The sequence below is a fragment of the Stenotrophomonas sp. STEN046 genome (genome assembly GCF_056759755.1).
On record NZ_JBRRDR010000013.1, the window covers coordinates 52970 to 74040 of the forward strand.

The window sequence follows — 21071 nt, forward strand, 5'->3', positions numbered from 1 at the left end:
GTGAGTCTCAAGTTGCTCTTCCCTGAAACCATAGGAAATACAAATGAAACTCTCCGCAATTGCTGCGTCAGTCGCTCTGCTGGCTCTGGGTACCTCTTCGGCGATGGCCGCTGATGGCACCATCACCATCGATGGTGCGATTACCACCACCACTTGCGTCATCGAGTCCGGTTCCTCCGGCACCCCGGACGCCACGGTCAAGCTTCCGACCGTTTCGAATGCATCCCTGGCGGCAAGTGGTGATACCGCCGGTGAAGTTAACTTCTTCTTCAACCTGAGCGGCCCGAGCTGTGCCGGTACTGCCAAGATGCACTTCGAGTCGGCAAGCTCGCCGGTCAATCTCGTCACCGGCCGTCTGACCAATGAAGCCGCCACCAATCCCGCTACCAACGTTGAAGTTGCAATTCTCAACGCCGACGGTAGCAAGATTGACCTGGCCACCAGCAGCAACTCCCAGGCCGTGCCGATCGTTGCCGCGCCGGGTAAAACGCGCCTTGACTACTTCGCTCGCTACGAGGCTACCGGTGCCGCCACCGCCGGCCCGGTGGAGACCCACGTCGACTACACGATGAGCTACAACTGAGCCACTGCTTAAACGGTAGCTGGATGGCGCGACCGGATAGAACCGGTCGCGTCGGCCCTCTGGACGCGCGTGCCTTCACTGGACGCGCTGCCAGGCTGATGCAGTTGATTTGTTGCTTCCTGCAGGAGAACCGCATGCGTTCGATATTTACCGCCGCGTTGGCACTGGGCTTGGCGTCCACTTTTGTTCTCGCTCCCTCGGCACACGCAGGGGTGGTTATCGAAGCCACTCGTGTGGTGTATCCGGCCCAAGAGCGCGAAGTCACGATCAAGTTGAACAATCGTGGCGAGAGGCCAGTGCTGGTCCAGACGTGGCTTGACAATGGGGACGCTTCGGCGTCGCCGGAGAGTATCCGGGTCCCCTTCAACCTTACCCCGCCGATGGCGCGAATGGACCCTAAGGCCGCTCAGGTCCTTCGATTGATGCACACGGGCGAGGCGATGCCATCGGATCGCGAGACTCTGTACTGGCTGAATGTATACGAGATTCCGTCTCGCAAGGTCGGCGATGAACAAAATATGCTTCAGATTGCGCTGCGCACCCGTATCAAAGTGTTCTATCGCCCAGCCAAACTTGCAGGCGATACGACGCAGGCAATTGAATCGCTGAAGTGGTCCCTGGTTGACGACCCCGATGGTGGTGGTAAGGCCCTGCAGGTGGAAAATCCCTCTCCTTACCACGTTAATTTCTTCGAGCTGGGATTGCGGGTCGGTGAGAAAACATACGGGCAGCCGAAGACCCGGCGCGGTGGCATGGTGGCACCCTTTGCTTCAACTGTGTTCGCGCTCGATGGCGTGGGCTCCATCTCTGGCAAGGTCGAGGTGGTGGGCAAAACTATCAATGATTTCGGTGGCAACGTCGTGCTCGCACGGACTCTGTCCCCCTAAATATCCTGCTGTCTGAGCTGGGCAGGCCGGTGTTCGCGCCCGCCGCTTCGACAGATTCACTCTGACGCTAGCCAACCAGGCGCGCTGCACTCTGCGCGCGCCGGTTTCTGCTGCGTCACGACTTCTCACTTATGGTAGGCCGCAATGCTCAAGTCATCGCCAAACGCCGCACGGCAAAGTTTAAGGCAATCTCGAACCGTCCTGAGCCACGCCGTTGCACTGGTGTTGGGAGGGTTCAGTGCTGTGGCTGTGGCCGAGCCGAACTCAACCAATGCAGGTGCGATGCTGGCTGTCGCGGATGTTGAATTCAACACAGCGTTCTTCAGCAGCCGTGGCATTGAGGTAGATGTCTCACGCTTCGAGCGTGGCGCCGGCGTATTGCCTGGCGAGTACAGCGTGGATATCGCTCTCAACGGTTCCTGGCAGGGGCGTCAGCAACTGCGCTTCCGAGAAGTGGAAGATGGCAGCGTGCGGGCCTGCTTGAGCCGTCAGATGCTGGAGGATTGGGGAGTGGACTTGGGCGCTCTTGAGGCCTCCGCTGATAAGCCCGAGGAGCTCCTCCCTCTCCCCGAAGGCGACTTCTGTGCAGATCTCGCAAGCTTCATCCCTAACTCCTCCCTCTACTTCGACAGCAGCGCGATGCAGGTCAACGTCAGCGTGCCGCAGGCATTCACTCGGCGCACGGCGCGCGGTTGGGTCGATCCTTCGCGCTGGGACGCGGGCGTGTCCGCAGCAAGCATTGCCTACGACTCCAGCATCCACCGCAACTTTACTCAAGGGCGAAGCAACACCAGCGGCTACCTGGGGGTTCGATCTAAGCTGAACGCCGGGGGCTGGCAACTGCGCCACGATGGATCCTATCTGTTCGGAACTGGACGGCAGGGCACGTATCGGGCTTCGCAGAGCTATGCTCAGCGCGACCTGCCTTCTCTACGTTCGCAGTTGATTCTTGGCCAAACTAGCACTGCTGGAACTCTCTTCAATAGCATTGGCTTTACGGGCGCACGCCTGTACAGCGACGATCGCATGCTCCCTGATTCCCAGCGCGGCTACGCGCCTACTATTCGGGGCAATGCAGCCACCAATGCAAAGGTGTCCGTGTACCAGCGCGGCTACTTGCTGCATGAGATCACTGTGGCTCCAGGTCTCTTCGTCATTGATGATTTGTACCCTACGGGCTTTGGCGGTGACTTGGATGTCGTGGTCACTGAGGCCGATGGACGCGAGCAGCGCTTCAGCGTTCCGTTTGCCGCAGTCCCGCAGCTTCTTCGACCGGGCACGCACCGCTTCAGCGTCTCGGCGGGACGAGTGCGCGACCTGCAGCTTCGCAGAGATCCTCACCTTGTTGAGGGTACTTGGCAGCAGGGCGTCACCAACACCTTGACCACCTACGGAGGCATCTTGTCTTCGCAGGGCTACGGAGCTGTGCAGGTGGGCGCTGCGTTCAACACGCCGTGGGGCGCATTTGCCGGCGATATCACCAACTCTCGAACGGAGCTTCCACTGCAGACGTCGGAGTCGGGTCGTCAGATGATTGGCCAATCGCTGCGCTTCAGCTACAGCAAGATTCTTGCTGACACCGGCACCAACTTCTCGCTTGCAGCCTATCGTTACTCTACCGACGGCTACCTCGATCTAGTGGACGCGTTGCGCATGCGCCAACAGCTTAGCGAAGGGCAAGACTTTCAGAAGATCGCGCGCCAACGCCATCGCTTCGATGTTAACGTGAGTCAAGACCTAGGCGAGGGCAACGGGCGTTTGTGGTTGACCGGGAGCGCAACCAGCTACTGGAACCGAAATGAGAGTCAGCGCACCTACAGCGCAGGCTACAGCAACACTTGGCGCACCGTGAGCTACAGCATTTTTGCTCAGCGCAACAGAATCAGTGAGTTCAATAGTGGTATTGAGCGCACGGACACCCAATACAACATCAGCTTCACGGTACCGCTGGGACGTGCGCCCAGGCAGCCGCTGCTGACCGCTCGCTATCGCCAAGCACCGGGCGGTAGTGCAGGAGGCGGGATTGGCGTTACTGGGACTTCCAGCCACGACATAAACTACGGTGCGAGCTTGGATCACAATGAGCGTGGTGACGGCACGACGTTCAATACCAACGCAAGCTATCGCGGGTCGAATGCTTCGGTAAGTGCTAACTACACCGACGGAGACGGCTACCGCCAGCTTGGCGCAGGCCTGCGCGGCGGCGTCGTTATCCATCCCGGAGGCGTCACCCTTGCGCAGGATGTCGGGGAGACCATTGGCATTGTGCACGCCCCAGGTGCGGCTGGCGCATCGGTCAGCAGTGCCGGTGGCGTTCGTGTCGATAAACGAGGCTATGCGGTAGTTCCGTACCTCACTCCTTATCGGATGAACGACGTAAATCTTGACCCGAAGGGATTGCCGCTTGATGTGGAACTCGAGACAACTCTAGCTCGTAGTGCACCACGCGCAGGTGCTGTTGTGTCACTTCCATTTGTGGCACGCAGTGGTGGACGCTCCGTTCTCATTCATGCGACGCAGGCTGACGGCAGCTCAATTCCATTCGGCGCGGATGTTCTGGATTCCGAAGGCAATGCGGTAGGGGTGGTCGGACAAGCGAGCCGACTTTGGATGCGCGGCGTAGCAGACCGAGGCGATCTCTTCGTGAAGTGGGGTGAGTCTCCAGACCAACAGTGTCGGGTTTCTTATTCGCTGCCGGCATCACCTGCCGATGGGCTTCCGATTCAAATGAAGAAACTCTGCCGACCTGGGGTGGGGGAGCAAGCCCAGCCCGTCACTGAAAGCATGCAGTTGAGCGAGACGCTCGAGAACCACACTGGAGGCGCCCAATGAGCAGTCATAACGTTTTTCCTCTAAACGGATCAGTCGAGTCTAAATCTGTCCGGTCGCGGCGTCGCATGCTGGCCTGTGGAGGTCCTCTTTCGATCATGATGGCGTTCTATCTAGCGGGCTCATCGATCGCCTATGCATCTTGCCAGACCTCACTCCCAGGGGGCGGGCCGGCAGATTATTTGTTCAATTCGCCCGACATTCAAATTGATCCCAGTGCCCCGGTGGGGGCTGTGCTTCACTCTGCCACAACTACCATGAGCAATTCCGGTCCATACAACATCATCTGTACCGCAGATATCGGTGTGATGAATTTTGTGGGGGCGCCGGGCACGCCTAATGGTAAGGTCTATGCTTCTTCAATACCTGGTGTCGGATATCGACTGCGGTATAGCTCTAACCCAGAGTGGATGCCTTGGTCATTTAGGTATACTGGCAGTAGCCTGCCAGTGGCGATCAATAATACAATCACATTTGAGCTCATAAAGACTGGTAACATTTCTTCAGGAGGCGCGATCACTGGAGTCATCGGCCTTGCGCAGGTCGTATCCCATGGCTTTACTGCATGGAGAATCAGCGTCAATGGATCTATCATCGTCACTCCCACTATTCCGACATGTTCTGTTCAAACGCCAAATGTCCCTCTAAGTCTAGGTACCGTGGCATCTGATGTTTTCACTGGCGTCGGTGCGGAGGCTGCACTGGGTCCTGCATCAAACATCACGCTAACCTGCGCTGGCGGCCAAGGGGGGAGTGTGGGCGTGAATATGGTGATGACGGATGCTGTAGATCCAACAAATCGAAGTGACTTGCTGCCACTGTCGGCGGGCTCATCCGCTAAAGGCGTTTCCGTTCGTTTGCGACGCCAAGGTGGGGAGGTCATTTCGTATGGGCCTGATTCAGCGGATGCTAGCGCACAGAACCGTTTCTTCATTCAAGACATGGGTAATGGCACACTCGACATTCCAATTCGCGGACAAATGGTGCAGACCGGGGCGTCCGTAGCCGGAGGCTCCGTGCAGGCGGCTGCCACGTTCACTATGAGTTACGACTGATCAATTGTCGGGATAAGCTAAAATCTTGGTTTCTGCCAAAAGAATAATTTTTATCATGGCTGGGTTGAATTGTTGCTTTTTCAATGGCGAATTCTGGGGCCAGGATTCTCGCGGATGTACCTGAGTGCCGCTGATGTTTAGCTTGGCATGTAAGGCAATTGCGCCGCCACTGCTACAAGTGAGCTTCGGCGTCGCATGGGGGCGGGGGGCAGCTTGTCGGCGTTGCCCCTAAAGTGATTAATGTGCTGGTGGCTTGGAGGGAGGGCGCCACAAGGTATCTTGTGGCGCGATGATGGTGCTCTGGTATCTCGGAGAGCACAATTGGATGAATGGTTCTCGTGTGCGCTAGTATCTTTCTAACTCAGCGCAGGGCTTAGGTATGGACGGTGGTTGAGATAGGGGAGCTCTAACTCTGCGTCATGAGCCGTTCGATACACAGCAAGTCAACCTCTCTGCGCAATGCAAATATTGGATATAGCCCCGAAGTGCGAATTCGGCGCGATCAACGGTCCAGTGCCGCTTGTGGCTTCGATTCGCCGACAATTACAACAACTTCACTCGCATATGCCCAGAGGGCAGAGCTGTGTTTCTGGTGCCTATGTTTTCGCCGGCGCTAATCTAGTCGACTCTGAGAGATGCTTACCACTTTCCCTGCGGAGGCTGCCTGCAGGAGTCCTTTGACTTGTAGCTCAAGCTCCGCGATTTGCTGCTGTGCTTTCGAAAGCAAGTCTTGTTGGGCAATCGCTTCGATTCTATACAGGTCGGTCTGGCGGACTGCTTGAAGGTAGAGCTCCTTCCAGTTGTCTGCGCGCAAGGTGACCGCTTTGCGCACCGACTTCCTACCAACGTGCATCTTGTCTCGCAGACCCTTGAGCCATGCATCGATGCGTTTGCTGGTAGTCGCTCTATGAGCTAAACCTTGAAGTGTCACTTTGCTTACGCCGGCGCGACGACACACCTCAGCCTTTGACGCCCGTCCCCCATTGAATGGGTAGATGCCTTCGTTAGCGTCGATGTCACGCTCCATCGCTGACATTGCTGCTTCCAGCTTCTTCACTACATTCTGAGTCCGAGAGCGTGCCTGGTTCCTAAGCTGTTCCGGAAGACTGTTCTTACTCATCCGAGGACCTTCCTAGTTGAGCCTTCCCGTAGGCAGCGATCAATGGGTGGTCTACCCAAGCTTCGAAGACGCTGTTCCATCGATAGAGCCAGTTATTAAGCTGGCCAGCCCAAAGCGCAACCATCTGTACTGCCTCCTCATCAATCGCCTTCTGCAGTTGCTCAACAATGTAACGAACCATGTCGTCGCACTCTGATCTGTTGTACGCCAAAAGGAGCTGGTTGCTGCAACCAGGTTGACAGTTCGCGGGGTTTCGGCCCCCCTGGTGAGCTGCGCAGGGGCCCGTGAAGCCAACTGGAAGAGTGCATATCACGCCGGGCATAACTGCAACCCAGTCTCTCCCCTGCATGGTAAGGGCCTCGGCGAGTTCGTACACGTCCTGTGGATCTAGTGAGCTCTTGCGATGCACGCGCAAGTACTTTTCCCTTGCATCGCGAACGACTTGCCCCATAGTGCCCCCCAAGTCTTCCGCAGACTCAATTGCCTCCTTCGCCATAAGGATCACAAGTTCCCGCTGTACTCGTTCAACGTCGGCCACAATCGCTGGGTCGCTGAGGATGTAGCGCCGTAGCGTCATCTCTGGATCATCATGTCCGAAGCAGTCCATGAGGATCATCTGCGCGTTGGTAAGAGTGAGTGCGACGATCCGTGCGAGGGTCTTTCGGAAGCGGTGAGAGTGAACTCTGGGGTTGGCTGAATCCAGAAGATGTCTTAGGCCGAATACGCGTACCAATGCCTCTAGGGGATCGTTGATATGCTTCATAGGGGCTCCGACTCCCCCTTTCTTCTGGTGAGTACGGTGCGTCTGCACCCACAGATGATTTCCAACCGCCTCTGGCGAAGCCCTGTTGCTCGATTTTATCAGTTCCGCAAGACGCATCTGCTGTTCGATGGCCTTTATCACAATCGGAGGCGCAGGCCAGTCACGATTGCGTCCGGTTCTTTGTTCCGCTGTCTTGTAGAGCCTAGCCTCCAATCGAAGGCCATCCGAAGATCGCACGAGGCAATTTGTATCGTAGCCGAGTACTGTCGAAGCTCTCGGGCCAGAGGCGAGCAGCAGTAACCATAGATGGCAAGACTGCAACGTGGACACCAACTGAGTAACCTCTCCCAGGGTGTTTGGCGGCCACGTGAAGTTTTCATACGCTGGGAGTTGAGCATCCTTCGCCGCGGTGGAGTGCCGGACCTTTCTCTTCATGTGTAGAGAGAAGGGCGCTGAGGATATTGCTGCTCCGTTCGGATCCGACCACGTCCATTCACGAATCAACTTAACGATCTTTGCGTTCCTACTTGAAAGCGACTTGCCCGCGCTATCAGATGACACAAGTTCGCGATCTGTTTGAAGGACCGCATCAAAGAGGGCCAGCAGAGTAGGGCCAAGTGTTGTGAGAATCCAAAGTGCTCTTTGCCCACATTGGCCTGTGAACTCATCTGGCAGCGGAAGCCATTGTTTGCCGCCCTTTGCATGGTTTTTTGGTGGAGGCTCGTTCTTTCGGTTGCGTTCGTACTTGCCATCTAGGGGCCGTGATGCTGGGCAGTCCCATATATAACCTTGACGATGCAGATAGCCCAGGCTGAGGAAAAGAGTCTTCCCGCGTACGCCCTTCCGTCGCACGAGCTCGTCTTCAGACGTAAGACTCCACCATCTGGCTGGCTCCGGTTTGAGGTCGATCATTGTGCTGGCCACTTGAGTCGCCGTCCTTACCTCATTCCTCACAGTTAAAGGCTTTGGAACTCCATAGCGTTGTCCGGGAACCAATGATCGCACGAGTGCGAATCGCAGTATCTCTGTCCAAGCAACGTCAGCCTCTGGGCGGTCATCAATCAGGCGAACAATTCGATGTCCCATGGACGCATGCGATGGAGGTGCCCATTCCTTGGGTACTTCCCAGATTCGCCACTGATCACCATAGCCTAGGCGCTTCTGCAGTTCTGATAGCTGCTCGCGACTCATGGACTTTATGGCGCGAGGATCAAGCTCGCTTAGGATTTTAGCCTGCGTCTCGGCTATCGTATTTCGATTTGATTTAGGCGTGATCATTAATTTCCACCGAACCGAAGTACTCGGTGATGCCCTTTGGCGATCTTCTCCTCCCAATGCCTGACTTGCGAAGCAACATCGTCCGCTGGCCACTGTGTCAATTCGGCTAGAAGGGAGTCCAAGTCGCATGCATAGTGAGACTCGTGCCAGATAACGTCATTAACGTTTTCTTTGAGCCATTTGAGCTCAGCAACTCTCTTGCACATCAAGAAGCTGTCTACCGCGAGCCCCTGAGGGCAGCTGGTGCAGCGTTCGCCTCGTTTGCATCGCTCCAAGCCGCTGAGTGAGTTGGTCGGGTCAATTTGTCGAGGAGGAGTGAATGGAGAAGTGCAGAAATGACCGGTGTAGCTTAAGTCGCGTTCTGTCAGTGCTAAGCGGTAAAGATCGAGCCTATCCAGTGCGGCCTTGTCGACCTTCTGTCCCAATTCGACCTCTGCGCGTATCACCGCAAAGTCGATTCTTGCGTTTACCTCAATGCCGTTGATCATAGTGGTCACGAGGTGGGATAGCTTCTTCTCGCTGGATTGACGCCACAGGCGTGATCGAAGGTAGTGTCGCGTTGTGCGCAAGTGTTTGTGGCCGAGAGCCCACTGGACCATGATCCACGAATATCTGGAGTCGCGGAAAACGAAGTCCGCGTATATGTCTCTCCAGTCTGATGGTGTCATCGATTCGGGAATTTTTGGTCGATGCGGCGGAGCAGATGCATTGTGCTCTTTTACTAGATTCTTCCAGTGAGCGGCCGGTCGATTCCCGTGTTCGCTTGTTTGGACGAACACCTGCGAGGATCTCGAGCTAGACCCTGCCGCCAGCCAAGGCGACCTCGCGGCAATGGATGGGTGACTCGAACGTTCGGGAGAGGTGAGTACTAAGTTCCTAAGCTCGTGCGTTCGGTCAAGAAGTGTTCTTATGATCTGATAAGCGCCTGTCGTGGTACGCTCTTGGGAAAGCGTCCACTGCCAAGAGTTCGCGCGCGCCTTCATTGATTCAATGCGCCACAAGCCTGAACTGGTATCCCCGTGCAGCTGTGCCCAGCTTCCATCTGAAATGTCCAGGGCAACTGCCGTGCTCGCGTTCCAGCCGGTTCTAGCAATGAATAGGAGGAGGAGCGTCTGGATGTCTTCGATCGACGGATAGAGTCCAGCAATCAATTCGTCGATCTGGATTCGCTCTCCGCGCTTGACATGGCCGAGAGGATGGACGGGCCACCATCCGGGGATGTTGCGCTGTCCTTCGGCATGTCCTAGCGCGGCCGTAACGCGATAGACACTAGGAATCGCGTCGCCACTTCTCTTTATTATTTCGCGATATGTCGTATGCAGATCGGCCTCTGACACCTCAAAGTCGAAAGCCCCGCTTCTTCCCTTTCCTTGCCTTATATCGAGTAAGTTTCGTCCCTGGCTTGCCAGTTCATCTGCACGCTTCCAGCGGGCGAATATAACTCGAGCTCTGCCTTTCAGTAAGGCGAGTGCCTCTCTTGTCTCAGACTCGGATGGAATCTCTTTCGTATTTATTGGGTTGCGTTTATGAAAGGGGTGCCAGTCAAATGTATCCTGCGGACCAAAGACGTCTTTGCGGGCCGCACGTATGAGGCTTCCGACTATGTTGTGGATGCGCTTTTGGTTTGGTGGCTCCCAGGTTCCGGGTAGGGGGGTAAGCCATAGAATGGAGTGCTCCATTCGGATATCGTCAAGCCTGACGATTGGTTGATGCCCTGCAGCCTCATAGGTGTCTAAGAATCGGAAAAAGTCTCTCAGTGCTGAGATGGCGCTGAGAAATGCACTTGGCTTTCTGCCTGCCAAATGGTGGCGTAGAGGGTGCCATAGGGCATTCGCAAGCTCTGGGCGACCCAAGATGTCACCCTTCCAGTTGAATCTACGTTCAGGCCCCATCTTTGATGTGCCATTCCAGAACTCGGAAAAGTCCATGGAATGGCTCAGGTGATCCGGATGTGTGCACTGAATGAATTTTGCTGGGAATAGCGGTTGGCCAGTGATGTGCATTGGCTAATCGCTCGCTTGGTCACAGAAGTTTTGCCAACGAATCGCGGGGTGCCCGTACTCTTGCGCCAGGCGTGAATGTGCTGCTTTCAGATACAGGAGAGTCGTCTCTGCGCTAACGTGTCCCATCTTTGGGGCGAGTATCAGGCTGATCTGATCTCTTGCAACTGCCAAGAGCCAGGACATCTCCGGAACGTCTGATGTTCGCCGGGAGGCTAGATCATTGCGCAACCATTCGACGACAGTTTCCACAGCGAAGAAGTGTCGGCCGCGGTGAGGGTGCCATCCTCTGGGGCGGCCTGGAGCGGTGGTCCAGGCGTTGTATAACTGATTCTTGTCAAATGGCTGGTTGGAAAATTCGGATAGCCAAAGATGGATGGGCTTTTGTGCGCGGATGCGCCTTGTGCGACCGTCAGGGGTTTTATCTGCCTTTGTCCAGCGTAACAGCTGAGTTGGGCGAGTGACGGTGGCGTAGTGATTGATTCGGAGCGCGAGTTCAATGGGAATCTCAATGTCTCGAGGTCTAGCCGAAAGCGTGCTTCCTGGGGTGACCTTGGGTCCTTTGATTCCATGGCGAAGGACTACGGTGACCTTGCCGTCGCGAATCGTCCATAGTTCCTTGTGTGGAAGTGTGTCGATGCGCCACTCGCAACATTCGCTGAGCCTTATGCCAGTGGCAAGGATGAGCTCAGCCATCAATGCCTTGACAGGGTAGCGTGATCGCATGCCCAGCATCCAGATCCCCACCTCCTCCGGAGTCGGAAGAAGGAACTGGCCTCTAGTAGAGGCTAGGGCCCCTACGCGCGATTCCACGCTGCGCCTTCTGTCACCGCTGGCGCTTGTTCCTCTTGACGTCGAGACCGAAACACTATTGGTCACCACGTTGAATGGTTCTCTCAGGCCACGAAGTGGATCGCCGGCCCAAGTTAGGAAATAGCATGCCTCGCTAATCAAAACGTTTGCAGCGTCGTGACTAAGTGGTTTGCCCGATTTGCTTGCCTCACCAGAAAGAAGTTTAGGCTGCCATGCCAGTATTAGGTCATCAAAATAGCTGGCTTCTCGCCAATCACGTTTGGTCTCTTCACACCAATCTAGAAACGCTCCGATACGCCAGGCGACGGCATGGGACGTTTGGGCTGTCAGGAATCGCCTGCCGGATCGAGATGGCGCAGACTCGTTCCCCATTTGCAACTGCCATTCACATAACGAACGGACGCGAATGTACCTGTTCGCTTCATCAGGGTAGGTCCCGTCTTCGTGAATTAGAAATGGGACGTGGACCAGCGACGGATAGCCGGCAGCTTCTAGCTGATGTGGATCACGAGCTATTACACGCATGCCGGCGGTCCCGCGGGATGTCGACCGATCCTAGGTCACCGGGACGGATGGAGCAAGTGGCATCACATCTTAGTTGCCATGATTGATCCCACGTAGTTGCGGTTCCAGGGACGCAGGCGCAGTTCCACATCGATCTGCCGGTAGTCCGGGGTGATGCGGGTGACATGGATGCCGGTGAACAGGAACGGTGGCCACAGGTTGAGGCCGAAGCGGAAGGTGCTGGCTTTCATGCGAAGACCGGGCAGGGGGCGAGGCTGTCAGTCTAACCATTCGCATGCGTATGTTGCACCCCGGTGCGACCTTCGCCAGGGCGTGAGGCGTTACAGGCCGCTGTCGATCACATAGCCATCGCGGCCATTGTCCTTGGCGCGATAGAGCGCGTTGTCGGCGCCTTCCACGAAATGATGGGGCTGCAGATCGCCGTCGGGCACGCGGGTGTAGATGCCGACGGTGAGGGTCACAGCGGTGTCGCTGTCGGTACCGTCGCCCGGCGCTGGAAGGGCGCGCACGCAGCTGATCAGATCTTCAATCACCTGTCGCGCGCCCTCGGCCGGCGTGTCCGGCAGCACCAGTGCAAACTCGTCGCCGCCGTAGCGTGCCGCCATGTCGCGGGGGCGACGGGCATGGGCCTGGATCAGGCGCGCCACCTCGCACAGCACCCGATCGCCGACCTGATGGCCATGGCGATCGTTGTGGCGCTTGAAGTGATCGACATCGATCAGGGCCAGGCTCAGCGGCTTTCCGTTGCGGCGTGCGGCGTCGCATTCCTGCTGCAGTGACTGTTCGAATCGCAGGCGATTGCCGAGGCCGGTGAGCGCATCGCGATTGGCCTGGCGGTGCCAGGAGGCGATCCGCCAGGTCGCCCAGGCGGTCAATACCAGCAGGATGCCGAGCATCGCACTGGCCGGTGCCCACCACAGGCTGCCGATGCGCAGCAGCAGCCAGCTCAGCAGTGGCGCGGCCGGCAGCGAGCACAGCGCCACCACCCACGGCAGGCGCAGCCCGAGCAGCATCACGCACGCCGCCACCAGCAGGCCGGCAAGTGCATCCTGCCAGGCCCGCGGCAACACCTGGATCTGCTTTTCCTGCAGCAGCATCGAGGCGATGTTGGCCTGGTACTCGCTGCCGCTCATCCAGTATTCGCGGGTCGTGGGGGTCAGCAGGCGGGGGGCGATGCCACTGGCGGTCATGCCCACCACGATGCGGCGACCGCGCAGCATGGACGCGTCAACCCGTCCTTCCAGCACATCGGCGTAGGACACCTGCGGCAGGCGCTCGGGCGGGCCTGCATAGCGCACCCGCACGTAGTCATCGCGGCGCCATTGGTAGGGTGAATCGAGTTCCGGGTCGGGGTCGGGCAAGCCCTGCACGCGTTGCGCAGGCAGGCCGGTCAACGCCAGTCCCAGCGCTGGCCAGTGCGCCTGGCCGATACCGGCCCGCAGGTAGACCCCACGGGCAACGCCGTCGCCATCCACTTCGACATCGCTGTGCCCCAGCGCGGCAGCGCTTGCGGCGATCAGCGGGATCGGCAGCATCTCCTCTGCCATGCGATCACCGGCTGCGGGAGCGGCCAGCACCGGCAGCACGACGCGGCCGTTGCGACGGATCGCAGCGGCCAGTTCGGCATCCTGGCGCGCGTCGCGGCGGTCAGGCTCGGACAGCATCAGATCCAGCGCGATGCGCTCGGCACCGGCATCGGTCAACCGGTCCAGCAGGCGCGCATGCACCGAACGCGGCCAAGGCCACTGGCCGAGCCGCTGCAGGCTGCCTTCATCGATGGCCACGATCAGCACGCTCGGGTCGGGACGGTAGTCCCAGCTGCCGACCATCAGGTCGTACGCGCTCTCGTCCTGCCGCCACAGCCATGCACCGTGACTGACCACGGCCGTTGCGATCCCCGCCAGCACTGCAAGCAGGATCCTTCGCGACCACGGCAGTGGCGAACGCCTCACAGCAACAGCCACAGCAGCACGGCACCGCCGCCGGCGCCATAGCACAGGCGACAGGGAAGCTTGACCTGCTGGGCGGGCGAGAACGGGCCGGCGTGGCCGTCGTCATCGATGTACTGCACGCGGATGTGCAGCCTGCCGCGCCAGGGCCGCTTGAAACTGATCTGCGGCTGGTCGACGGTGGCATCCACCACGGGTGTGCTGAAATCGCCGCGACGATCGACCTGCACGCGGTAACGCTGCCCGTCGCTGCCGGCCTGCCAGCGCAGGGTCAATTCGCCGTTGGCGGCTTCGGGCGGCTGCAGTGCCGGGTCCACCGGTGCATCGGTCAGCTGCAGCGAGACCGGCTGGCCATAACGGCCCTGGTGGCCCTGCGCATCACGCGAGGCCACCCGCCAGTAATACTGGCCTGGCGCCAACGGCTTGCCCACGCGCAGATCGGTGCCGCCCGTGCTCTGTTCGCGCAGGGGCTGCAGGAACTGCGGTTCCTCGGCGACCTGCAGCATGCTGCTGCTGGCGCCGGGTGCCTGGCTCCACTGGAAGCGCGGGCGGTCGCTGTTGACGGTCTGCCCGTGCAGCGGCGACACCGTCAGCGGTGGCGGCGGCTGATCGTTGAGGACGAAATCCTCGTTGGCATCCACGCCTTCCACGCCTTGCGCATCCACCGCGCGCAGCAGCACGCGCAGCGATCCCGGCGGCAGTTCGGCAATCGCCAGCCGGGTATCGGTGGTGGTGGCGGCAAACAACAGGATTTCCGGCGTGGCCGCCTGTACGACTTCAACCCGGTAATGATCGGCGCCGGAGACCGGCTCCCAGGCCAGTCGCGCGGGCAGCGCGTCCAGGCGCAGCGCGTCCGCCTGCAGGTGGGGGGCGGGCAGCAAGCCGGAAACGGCCTCGGGTGCGGCGTCGGCCCCGCCACTGCGGCTGGCCTGGCCCGGCTGCACCAGGCGCTGGCCATGCGGGTTGCCGACCTGCACCTTGCCTTCCAGCACTTCGGTGGCGCCGGCATGCGCTTCATCACCGGCGCTGACCCGGAACACCGTGCCGCGCACACTGCTGGTGGCTGTGGGGGCATCGATGATGTAGCGCGAGGCGGGGCCGCGCGCGGGGGTGACCCGATTGCTTGCGCGACCCTGCTGCAGCCGCAGGCGCGTGTCGACCATGCCGGTGCGGCCGTAGCGGCTGAGCTGGTCAAGGCGCAGGCGCGAGTGCTCCCGCAGCTGCAGGCGCGAGGCGTCGGCGAATTCGAGGGTGATGCTGGAATCGGCCTGGGTCTGGACCGCATCGCCGATGTGCAGCTGTTCACCGGCGCGGACGGCACGGGACGCGCTGCCATCGGCCGCGGTCAGTTCGACCTGGCCGCGCACGGCCAGGATGCGTGCGGGGGCCGGTTCGGTGCGCAGCCAGCTGATCGGGAAGCGCAGCAGCTCGCCCGGCGGCAGCCGGTAGGGGTTATCGATGCGGTTGTGCTGCTGCAGCTGTTGCCAGCGCACGCTGGGCTTCAGATAGGCCCCGCCCAGGTCCCACAGGGTATCGCCGGGACGGACCCGGTAGTTCCAGTCCTGCGCGCCGGCAACTGCCGGCAACAGGCACAGGGCGCACAGCAGGGTGCGCAGCAGATGCAGGATGAAAGACGACGAGCGGCCAACGGTCACAGATTGCAGTCCCGGCAAAGCGGGGGCGCAGCAGCAAGACCCCATGGCCCCGACCTCATCCCCCCGAACGGATCGTGGCGGCCGTCGCGCGGCCACCATCGCGGGCATTATTGCCCGCGTTCAGTGCAGGAAATCTGAACGATACCGCTGCCGTTCAGAACAGCAGCGAGGCCATCCGGCGGCGCGCGCGGCCCACCAGGTCTTCATCGGTGATCACGTTGAAGGCATCGATCAGGGCCTTGCGCGGCAGTCCTTCCTGGTAGCTGCGGTCGATCCGCAGCATCTCCAGGAACTGTTCCAGCGCGGCTTCGTCCTCACCTGCCAGCAGCAATTGCACGCCACGCAGGTGGCGCGCCTGCAGGTCCTTGCCGTCGGCGGCGATGCGGGCATCAAGCACCTCGGCGGCCGGCGCATCCTTCAGTGCGGCGGCGAAACTCAGGCGGGCACGGCCACGCACGGCGCGGTCGTCGGTGGCGAGGTTGGCGGGCAGGGCATCGATCAGGGTGCCGGCCTCGTCCACGCCGCCGACCTGCAGCAGGGCCAGGGCCAGATCAAGCTTCAGCTCGTCCTTGTCCGGCTCGGCAGCGATCTGCGCACGCAGCACGTCGACCTGGGCCTGCGGGTCCAGCGGAGCCTCTTCTTCGCTGACGGTCTCACCGATGTCGGCCGGCACGACCCCGTGCTGGGCCAGGAATTCCCGCAGCTGGCCTTCCGGGATGGCGCCGGGGAAGCCGTCAACCAGCTGTCCACCCTTGACCAGGAAGACGGTCGGCACCGAACGGATCTGGAACGCGGCGGCGATCTGCTGCTCCTTGTCGACATCGACCTTGGCCAGCTCAAACGCACCGTTGTATTCAGCCGCCAGCTTTTCCAGCATCGGCCCGAGTGTCTTGCACGGGCCGCACCAGGTCGCCCAGAAGTCCACCAGGACCGGGGTCTGCAGCGACTTCTGCAGCACTTCGGCCTCGAAGGTCGCAGTGGTGGCGTCGAATACGTAGGTGGTCTCGGTCATGGGGGATGCATCGTCTGGCAACGGGAGACCGATTCTATGGTGACGATCACTGCCGGTCTCAACCCGGGCCTTCATTGACCAGCCCGCGCGGGGGCCGACGGCGGACCGGGAGGCCCGCCGCAGCGGGCTCAGGAACGCGGCAGGCAATACAGCTCGTGGATCATCCAGCGGCCGGAGCTGATCGTCTTGATCGCGGACGTACGCTTGAAGTACTCCAATTCAGCGGCCTGCTGGTTGGCAGCGCTGACACTGCCCATGATGCTGCTGCTGTTCTGCGCGGCGCTGGCCGGCCCGATCTTGGCGTGACAGCTGAAATCGGCGGCCTGCGCGCCGGCGGCCAGGCCGAGGGTCAGGGTGGTAACGGCGATGATGCGCTTGATCATTACGAAGGGCTCCCGGGGTGGCGGTAGTGCCACGGGCCCAGCATCGGCAATGGCAGCGATCACGAACATGCAAAAACTACGAAATCACCGATGGCTTGGCGGGCGTGCCGGCTGACGCGACAATGTCGGGTGTTCCTGCAACGGGTTGCTGTGATGTCCTTGGTTTGGCTGGATCGTTGGGTGGGATTGCTTGCCGCAGCGCTGTTCGTGCTGTCGGTGGCCGGGTTTGGCGTGGCCTTGCCGGGGTATTCGCAGCTGTTGCACCCGGTGGCACTGCTGGGCGCGCACGGGGTCCCGCATGCGTTGGCCTTCAACCTGCTCGGCTTCGTGCTGCCGGGCCTGCTGGCGGCGGTGGCAGCCGAGCGTCTGCGCCGCGGTCTACCGCCCCAGGCTGGCTGGGCGCCGCGGGTCGGCAGCCAGATGCTGCTGCTGGCCGGGCTCGCGTTCGCTGCGATGGGCCTGCTGCCGCTGGACATCGAGGACCTGCATGGCCGTGCCAGCCAGCTGCACGCCAGCGCCTGGATGGTCTGGGTGCTGGGCTTGGTGGCCGGCACCCTGCTGCTGGGCATCGCCCAGCTGCGCCAGCCCCACGGCCGCGCCCTGGGCGGGCTGGCCGTTGCCTGTGGCGTGCTGGCCGCGCTGGCCGCATTTGCCTTGCAGGGTGTACTGCCCGCTCCGCTGGCGCAGCGCCTGGCATTCGCCTGCTGGGCGCTGTGGCTGGCCACGATGCTGCCGCTGTCGCGGCTGCGCTGAGACGGCGCCGGGGGCACGGCGGCGACCGTGCCCGATGGGCAGGATTGGAGCCATTTGCCGCACTGCGGTACGCTGTACCGCTTTGCCGCCGCAACCGCGTGTTACATGACCAGCGTCGAACCCAACGTTTACGATCCGCAGCAGGTTGAATCCGCCGCCCAGCAGTACTGGGATGCCACCCGTGCCTTCGAGGTCGATGAAGCCTCGGACAAGCCGAAGTACTACTGCCTGTCGATGCTTCCGTATCCGTCCGGTGCGCTGCACATGGGCCACGTACGCAATTACACGATCGGCGACGTGATCAGCCGCTACAAGCGCATGACCGGCCACAACGTACTGCAGCCGATGGGCTGGGACGCATTCGGCCTGCCAGCGGAAAACGCGGCGATCAAGAACAAGACCGCCCCGGCGGCCTGGACCTACAAGAACATCGACCACATGCGCACCCAGCTGCAGTCGCTGGGCTATGCCATCGACTGGTCGCGCGAGTTCGCCACCTGCCGCCCGGACTATTACGTCCACGAGCAGCGCATGTTCACCCGCCTGATGCGCAAGGGCCTGGCCTACCGCCGCAACGCGGTGGTGAACTGGGACCCGGTCGACCAGACCGTGCTGGCCAACGAGCAGGTCATCGATGGCCGTGGCTGGCGCTCCGGCGCACTGGTGGAAAAGCGCGAGATTCCGCAGTGGTTCCTGCGTATCACCGATTACGCACAGGAACTGCTGGACGGCCTGGATGAGCTGGACGGCTGGCCGGATTCGGTCAAGACCATGCAGCGCAACTGGATCGGGCGTTCGGAAGGCCTGGAAATCCAGTTCGACGTGCGCGATGTCGACGGCGCCGCGCTGGACCCGCTGCGGGTGTTCACCACCCGTCCGGACACCGTGATGGGCGTGACCTTCGTGTCGATCGCCGGCGAACATCCGCTGGCCCTGCACGCGGCGAAGAGCAACCCGGCACTGGCCACGATGTTGGCCGACCTGAAGCAGGGCGGCGTATCCGAGGCCGAGCTGGAAACCCAGGAAAAGCGCGGCATGGATACCGGCCTGCGCGCCATCCATCCGGTCACCGGCGAAAAGGTACCGGTCTGGGTCGCCAACTTCGTGCTGATGGGCTATGGCACCGGTGCGGTGATGGCCGTGCCCGGGCATGACCAGCGCGATTTCGAGTTCGCCAACAAGTACAGCCTGCCGATCCGCCAGGTCATCGCGTTGAAGGCCCCGCGCAAGGACGACGCCGGCTATGACAGCAGCCGCTGGCAGGACTGGTACGGCGACAAGACCCGCGAAACCGAGCTGATCAATTCCGAAGAATTTGACGGCCTGGACTTCCAGGGCGCTTTCGAGGCACTGGCCGAGCGTTTCGAACGCAAGGCGCAGGGCCAGCGTCGTGTCAATTACCGCCTGCGCGACTGGGGCGTGAGCCGCCAGCGTTACTGGGGCTGCCCGATTCCGGTGATCTACTGCGGCAAGTGTGGCGCGGTGCCGGTGCCGGAAGAACAGCTGCCGGTGGTGCTGCCGGAAGACGTGGCCTTCGCCGGGACCGGTTCGCCGATCAAGACCGATCCGGAATGGCGCAAGACCACCTGCCCGGAGTGCGGCGGCGCGGCCGAACGCGAGACCGACACCTTCGACACCTTCATGGAGTCGAGCTGGTACTACGCGCGCTACACCTCGCCCGGTGCCCGTGATGCGGTGGACAAGCGCGGCAATTACTGGCTGCCGGTGGACCAGTACATCGGCGGCATCGAGCACGCGATCCTGCACCTGATGTACTTCCGTTTCTACCACAAGCTGCTGCGCGACGCGCGGATGGTGGACAGCAACGAACCGGCGCGCAACCTGCTCTGCCAGGGCATGGTGATCGCCGAAACCTATTACCGCCCGAACCCCGACGGTTCCAAGGACTGGATCAACCCGGCCGATGTGGACGTGCAGCGTGACGAGCGCGGCCGCATCACCGGCGCCACCCTGATCGCCGACGGCCAGCCGGTGGTGGTCGGTGGCACCGAGAAGATGTCCAAGTCGAAGAACAACGGCGTGGACCCGCAGGCGATGGTCGGCAAGTACGGCGCCGACACCGTGCGCCTGTTCTCGATGTTCGCCGCGCCGCCGGAACAGTCGCTGGAGTGGAACGAAGCGGGTGTGGACGGCATGGCCCGCTTCCTGCGCCGCTTGTGGGCACAGGTGCAGAAGCACGCTGCCGACGGCGCCGCACCGGCGCTGGACGCGGCCGTACTGGATGCCAGCCAGAAGGCCCTGCGCCGCAAGACCCACGAGACCATCGGCAAGGTCGGCGACGACTACGGCCGCCGTCACAGCTTCAACACCGCCATCGCTGCGGTGATGGAGCTGATGAACGCACTGGCCAAGTTCGACGATGGCAGCGACCAGGGCCGTGCGGTACGGCAGGAAGCACTGCAGGCCATCGTGCTGCTGCTGAACCCGATCACCCCGCATGCCAGCCACGCCCTGTGGCAGGTGCTGGGCCATGGCGAGACGCTGCTGGAAGACCAGCCGTTCCCGCAGGCCGACAGCGGCGCACTGGTGCGTGATGCGCTGACGCTGGCCGTGCAGGTCAACGGCAAGCTGCGAGGCACGATCGAGGTGGCTGCCGACGCCGCGCGCGAGCAGGTCGAAGCGCTGGCGCTGGCCGAGCCGAACGCCGCCAAGTTCCTGGAAGGCCTGGCGGTGCGCAAGATCATCATCGTCCCGGGCAAGATCGTTAACATCGTCGCTGCCTGATGTACCCCGCACCGGTCGCCGTAGTGGCGGCCGGTGCGTTGTCGCCACGCCCGGCATGCCCGGCCGATGGCCCTGCGTTCACGCGGCCTCGGGCACCCTGTCGGTTGCCGTGATCGCCCGGCTCCGCCAGACTGTCTACATGACCCGAATCCTGCTTGCCCTCGTTCTTGCCCTTGGCCTCGCCGGCTGTGGTTTCCACCTGCGCAACAAGCTGATGCTGCCGACCGATACGGCACCGGTGAAGGTGGTGTCCACCGCACCCTACAGCGAGCTGGTCAAGCTGTTGAACCGCAGCCTGCTGGCGTCCGGCGCCCGTCTGGCCGATGAGGACAGCAAGGGCCCCAACGCCCAGCTGCAGGTGCTTTCCGAGCGCTGGGGTGACCTGCCGATCGCCATCGATTCGCAGGGCCGCGCCCAGGAATACAGCCTGCGCTATGCGGTGATCTTCATCTTCCGTCGCGAAGACGGCAGCGACCTGGTGCCGCAGCAGGTGATCGAACTGTCGCGCGACTACGTGTCACCGCCGACCGACGCCACCGGTACCACCACCGAACGCGAGATCCTGGCCGATGAACTGCGCCGGGAAATGTCTGCATCGATCATCCGCCGCATCGACAGCGTGGTGCGTGCGGAGCTGGAGAAGGGCGGCAGCCTGTCGGCGCCCAAGCCGGTCGATGCCGATCCGATCGAGCCCGCGCCCGCCGTCCAGCACTGAGCCGGA

The 21071-nt window shown here is 61.1% G+C and carries 14 protein-coding genes and 1 pseudogene; 7 read left to right on the forward strand and 8 right to left on the reverse strand.

Annotated features, from left to right (window positions below; genetic code table 11):
• The first annotated feature begins 43 nt into the window (after positions 1-43).
• The 4 genes from ACVOLJ_RS08685 (at position 44) to ACVOLJ_RS08700 (ending at position 5354) form a co-directional block, all read left to right on the forward strand.
• Positions 44-583 (forward strand): fimbrial protein, encoded by a 540-nt coding sequence (locus ACVOLJ_RS08685; RefSeq protein WP_108771997.1) that lies wholly within the window; start codon positions 44-46, stop codon positions 581-583.
• 134 nt (positions 584-717) lie between these two features.
• The gene (locus ACVOLJ_RS08690; RefSeq protein ID WP_199912362.1) at positions 718-1470 is read left to right on the forward strand and encodes a fimbrial biogenesis chaperone; all 753 of its coding nucleotides are present in this window, start codon (positions 718-720) and stop codon (positions 1468-1470) included.
• Positions 1471-1614: 144 nt separating this feature from the next.
• Positions 1615-4302, forward strand: a complete 2688-nt coding sequence (locus ACVOLJ_RS08695; RefSeq protein ID WP_108771995.1) for a fimbria/pilus outer membrane usher protein — start codon at positions 1615-1617, stop codon at positions 4300-4302.
• Entirely contained in the window at positions 4299-5354 is a 1056-nt protein-coding gene (locus ACVOLJ_RS08700) for a fimbrial protein (protein WP_481563940.1), read from the forward strand. The genes ACVOLJ_RS08695 and ACVOLJ_RS08700 overlap by 4 nt, the downstream gene beginning before the upstream one ends.
• A gap of 613 nt (positions 5355-5967) precedes the next feature.
• Here ACVOLJ_RS08700 and ACVOLJ_RS08705 read toward each other — a convergent pair.
• From ACVOLJ_RS08705 to ACVOLJ_RS08740, 8 genes and pseudogenes are all read right to left on the reverse strand, one after another.
• A complete protein-coding gene (locus tag ACVOLJ_RS08705; protein ID WP_481563941.1) occupies positions 5968-6411 on the reverse strand; it encodes a hypothetical protein in 444 nt (147 codons plus the stop codon).
• Positions 6412-6466: 55 nt separating this feature from the next.
• Positions 6467-7237 carry a site-specific integrase gene (locus tag ACVOLJ_RS08710; protein ID WP_481563942.1) on the reverse strand — a complete coding sequence of 257 codons (771 nt, stop codon included), beginning with the start codon at positions 7235-7237 and terminating at the stop codon, positions 6467-6469.
• A gap of 1277 nt (positions 7238-8514) precedes the next feature.
• Positions 8515-10443: a hypothetical protein gene (locus ACVOLJ_RS08715; protein WP_481563943.1), complete on the reverse strand. Its 1929-nt coding sequence runs from the start codon at positions 10441-10443 to the stop codon at positions 8515-8517.
• Between the two features lie 1493 nt (positions 10444-11936).
• A pseudogene (locus ACVOLJ_RS08720) lies at positions 11937-12083 on the reverse strand (tetrameric acyl-CoA thioesterase); the annotation flags it as partial.
• Positions 12084-12173: 90 nt separating this feature from the next.
• Positions 12174-13805, reverse strand: a complete 1632-nt coding sequence (locus ACVOLJ_RS08725; RefSeq protein WP_475280437.1) for a CHASE2 domain-containing protein — start codon at positions 13803-13805, stop codon at positions 12174-12176.
• Positions 13802-15502, reverse strand: coding sequence for a FecR family protein (locus tag ACVOLJ_RS08730; protein WP_481563944.1), 1701 nt, complete (start codon positions 15500-15502; stop codon positions 13802-13804). Before ACVOLJ_RS08730 ends, ACVOLJ_RS08725 begins: the two co-directional genes overlap by 4 nt.
• A gap of 109 nt (positions 15503-15611) precedes the next feature.
• A complete protein-coding gene (trxA, locus tag ACVOLJ_RS08735; protein WP_475280435.1) occupies positions 15612-16469 on the reverse strand; it encodes a thioredoxin in 858 nt (285 codons plus the stop codon).
• A gap of 128 nt (positions 16470-16597) precedes the next feature.
• Positions 16598-16852, reverse strand: coding sequence for a hypothetical protein (locus ACVOLJ_RS08740; protein ID WP_481563945.1), 255 nt, complete (start codon positions 16850-16852; stop codon positions 16598-16600).
• A 153-nt stretch (positions 16853-17005) separates the two neighbouring features.
• Between ACVOLJ_RS08740 and ACVOLJ_RS08745 the strand changes: the two genes are divergently transcribed.
• The 3 genes from ACVOLJ_RS08745 to ACVOLJ_RS08755 all read left to right on the forward strand — a co-directional run bounded on the left by ACVOLJ_RS08745 (position 17006) and on the right by ACVOLJ_RS08755 (position 21065).
• On the forward strand, positions 17006-17605 hold the full coding sequence (locus ACVOLJ_RS08745) for a DUF998 domain-containing protein (RefSeq protein ID WP_481563946.1): 600 nt from the start codon (positions 17006-17008) through the stop codon (positions 17603-17605).
• 105 nt (positions 17606-17710) lie between these two features.
• Positions 17711-20350 carry a leucine--tRNA ligase gene (leuS, locus tag ACVOLJ_RS08750; protein WP_481563947.1) on the forward strand — a complete coding sequence of 880 codons (2640 nt, stop codon included), beginning with the start codon at positions 17711-17713 and terminating at the stop codon, positions 20348-20350.
• 139 nt (positions 20351-20489) lie between these two features.
• Positions 20490-21065, forward strand: a complete 576-nt coding sequence (locus ACVOLJ_RS08755) for an LPS-assembly lipoprotein LptE (protein WP_475280431.1) — start codon at positions 20490-20492, stop codon at positions 21063-21065.
• Positions 21066-21071: the final 6 nt, after the last annotated feature.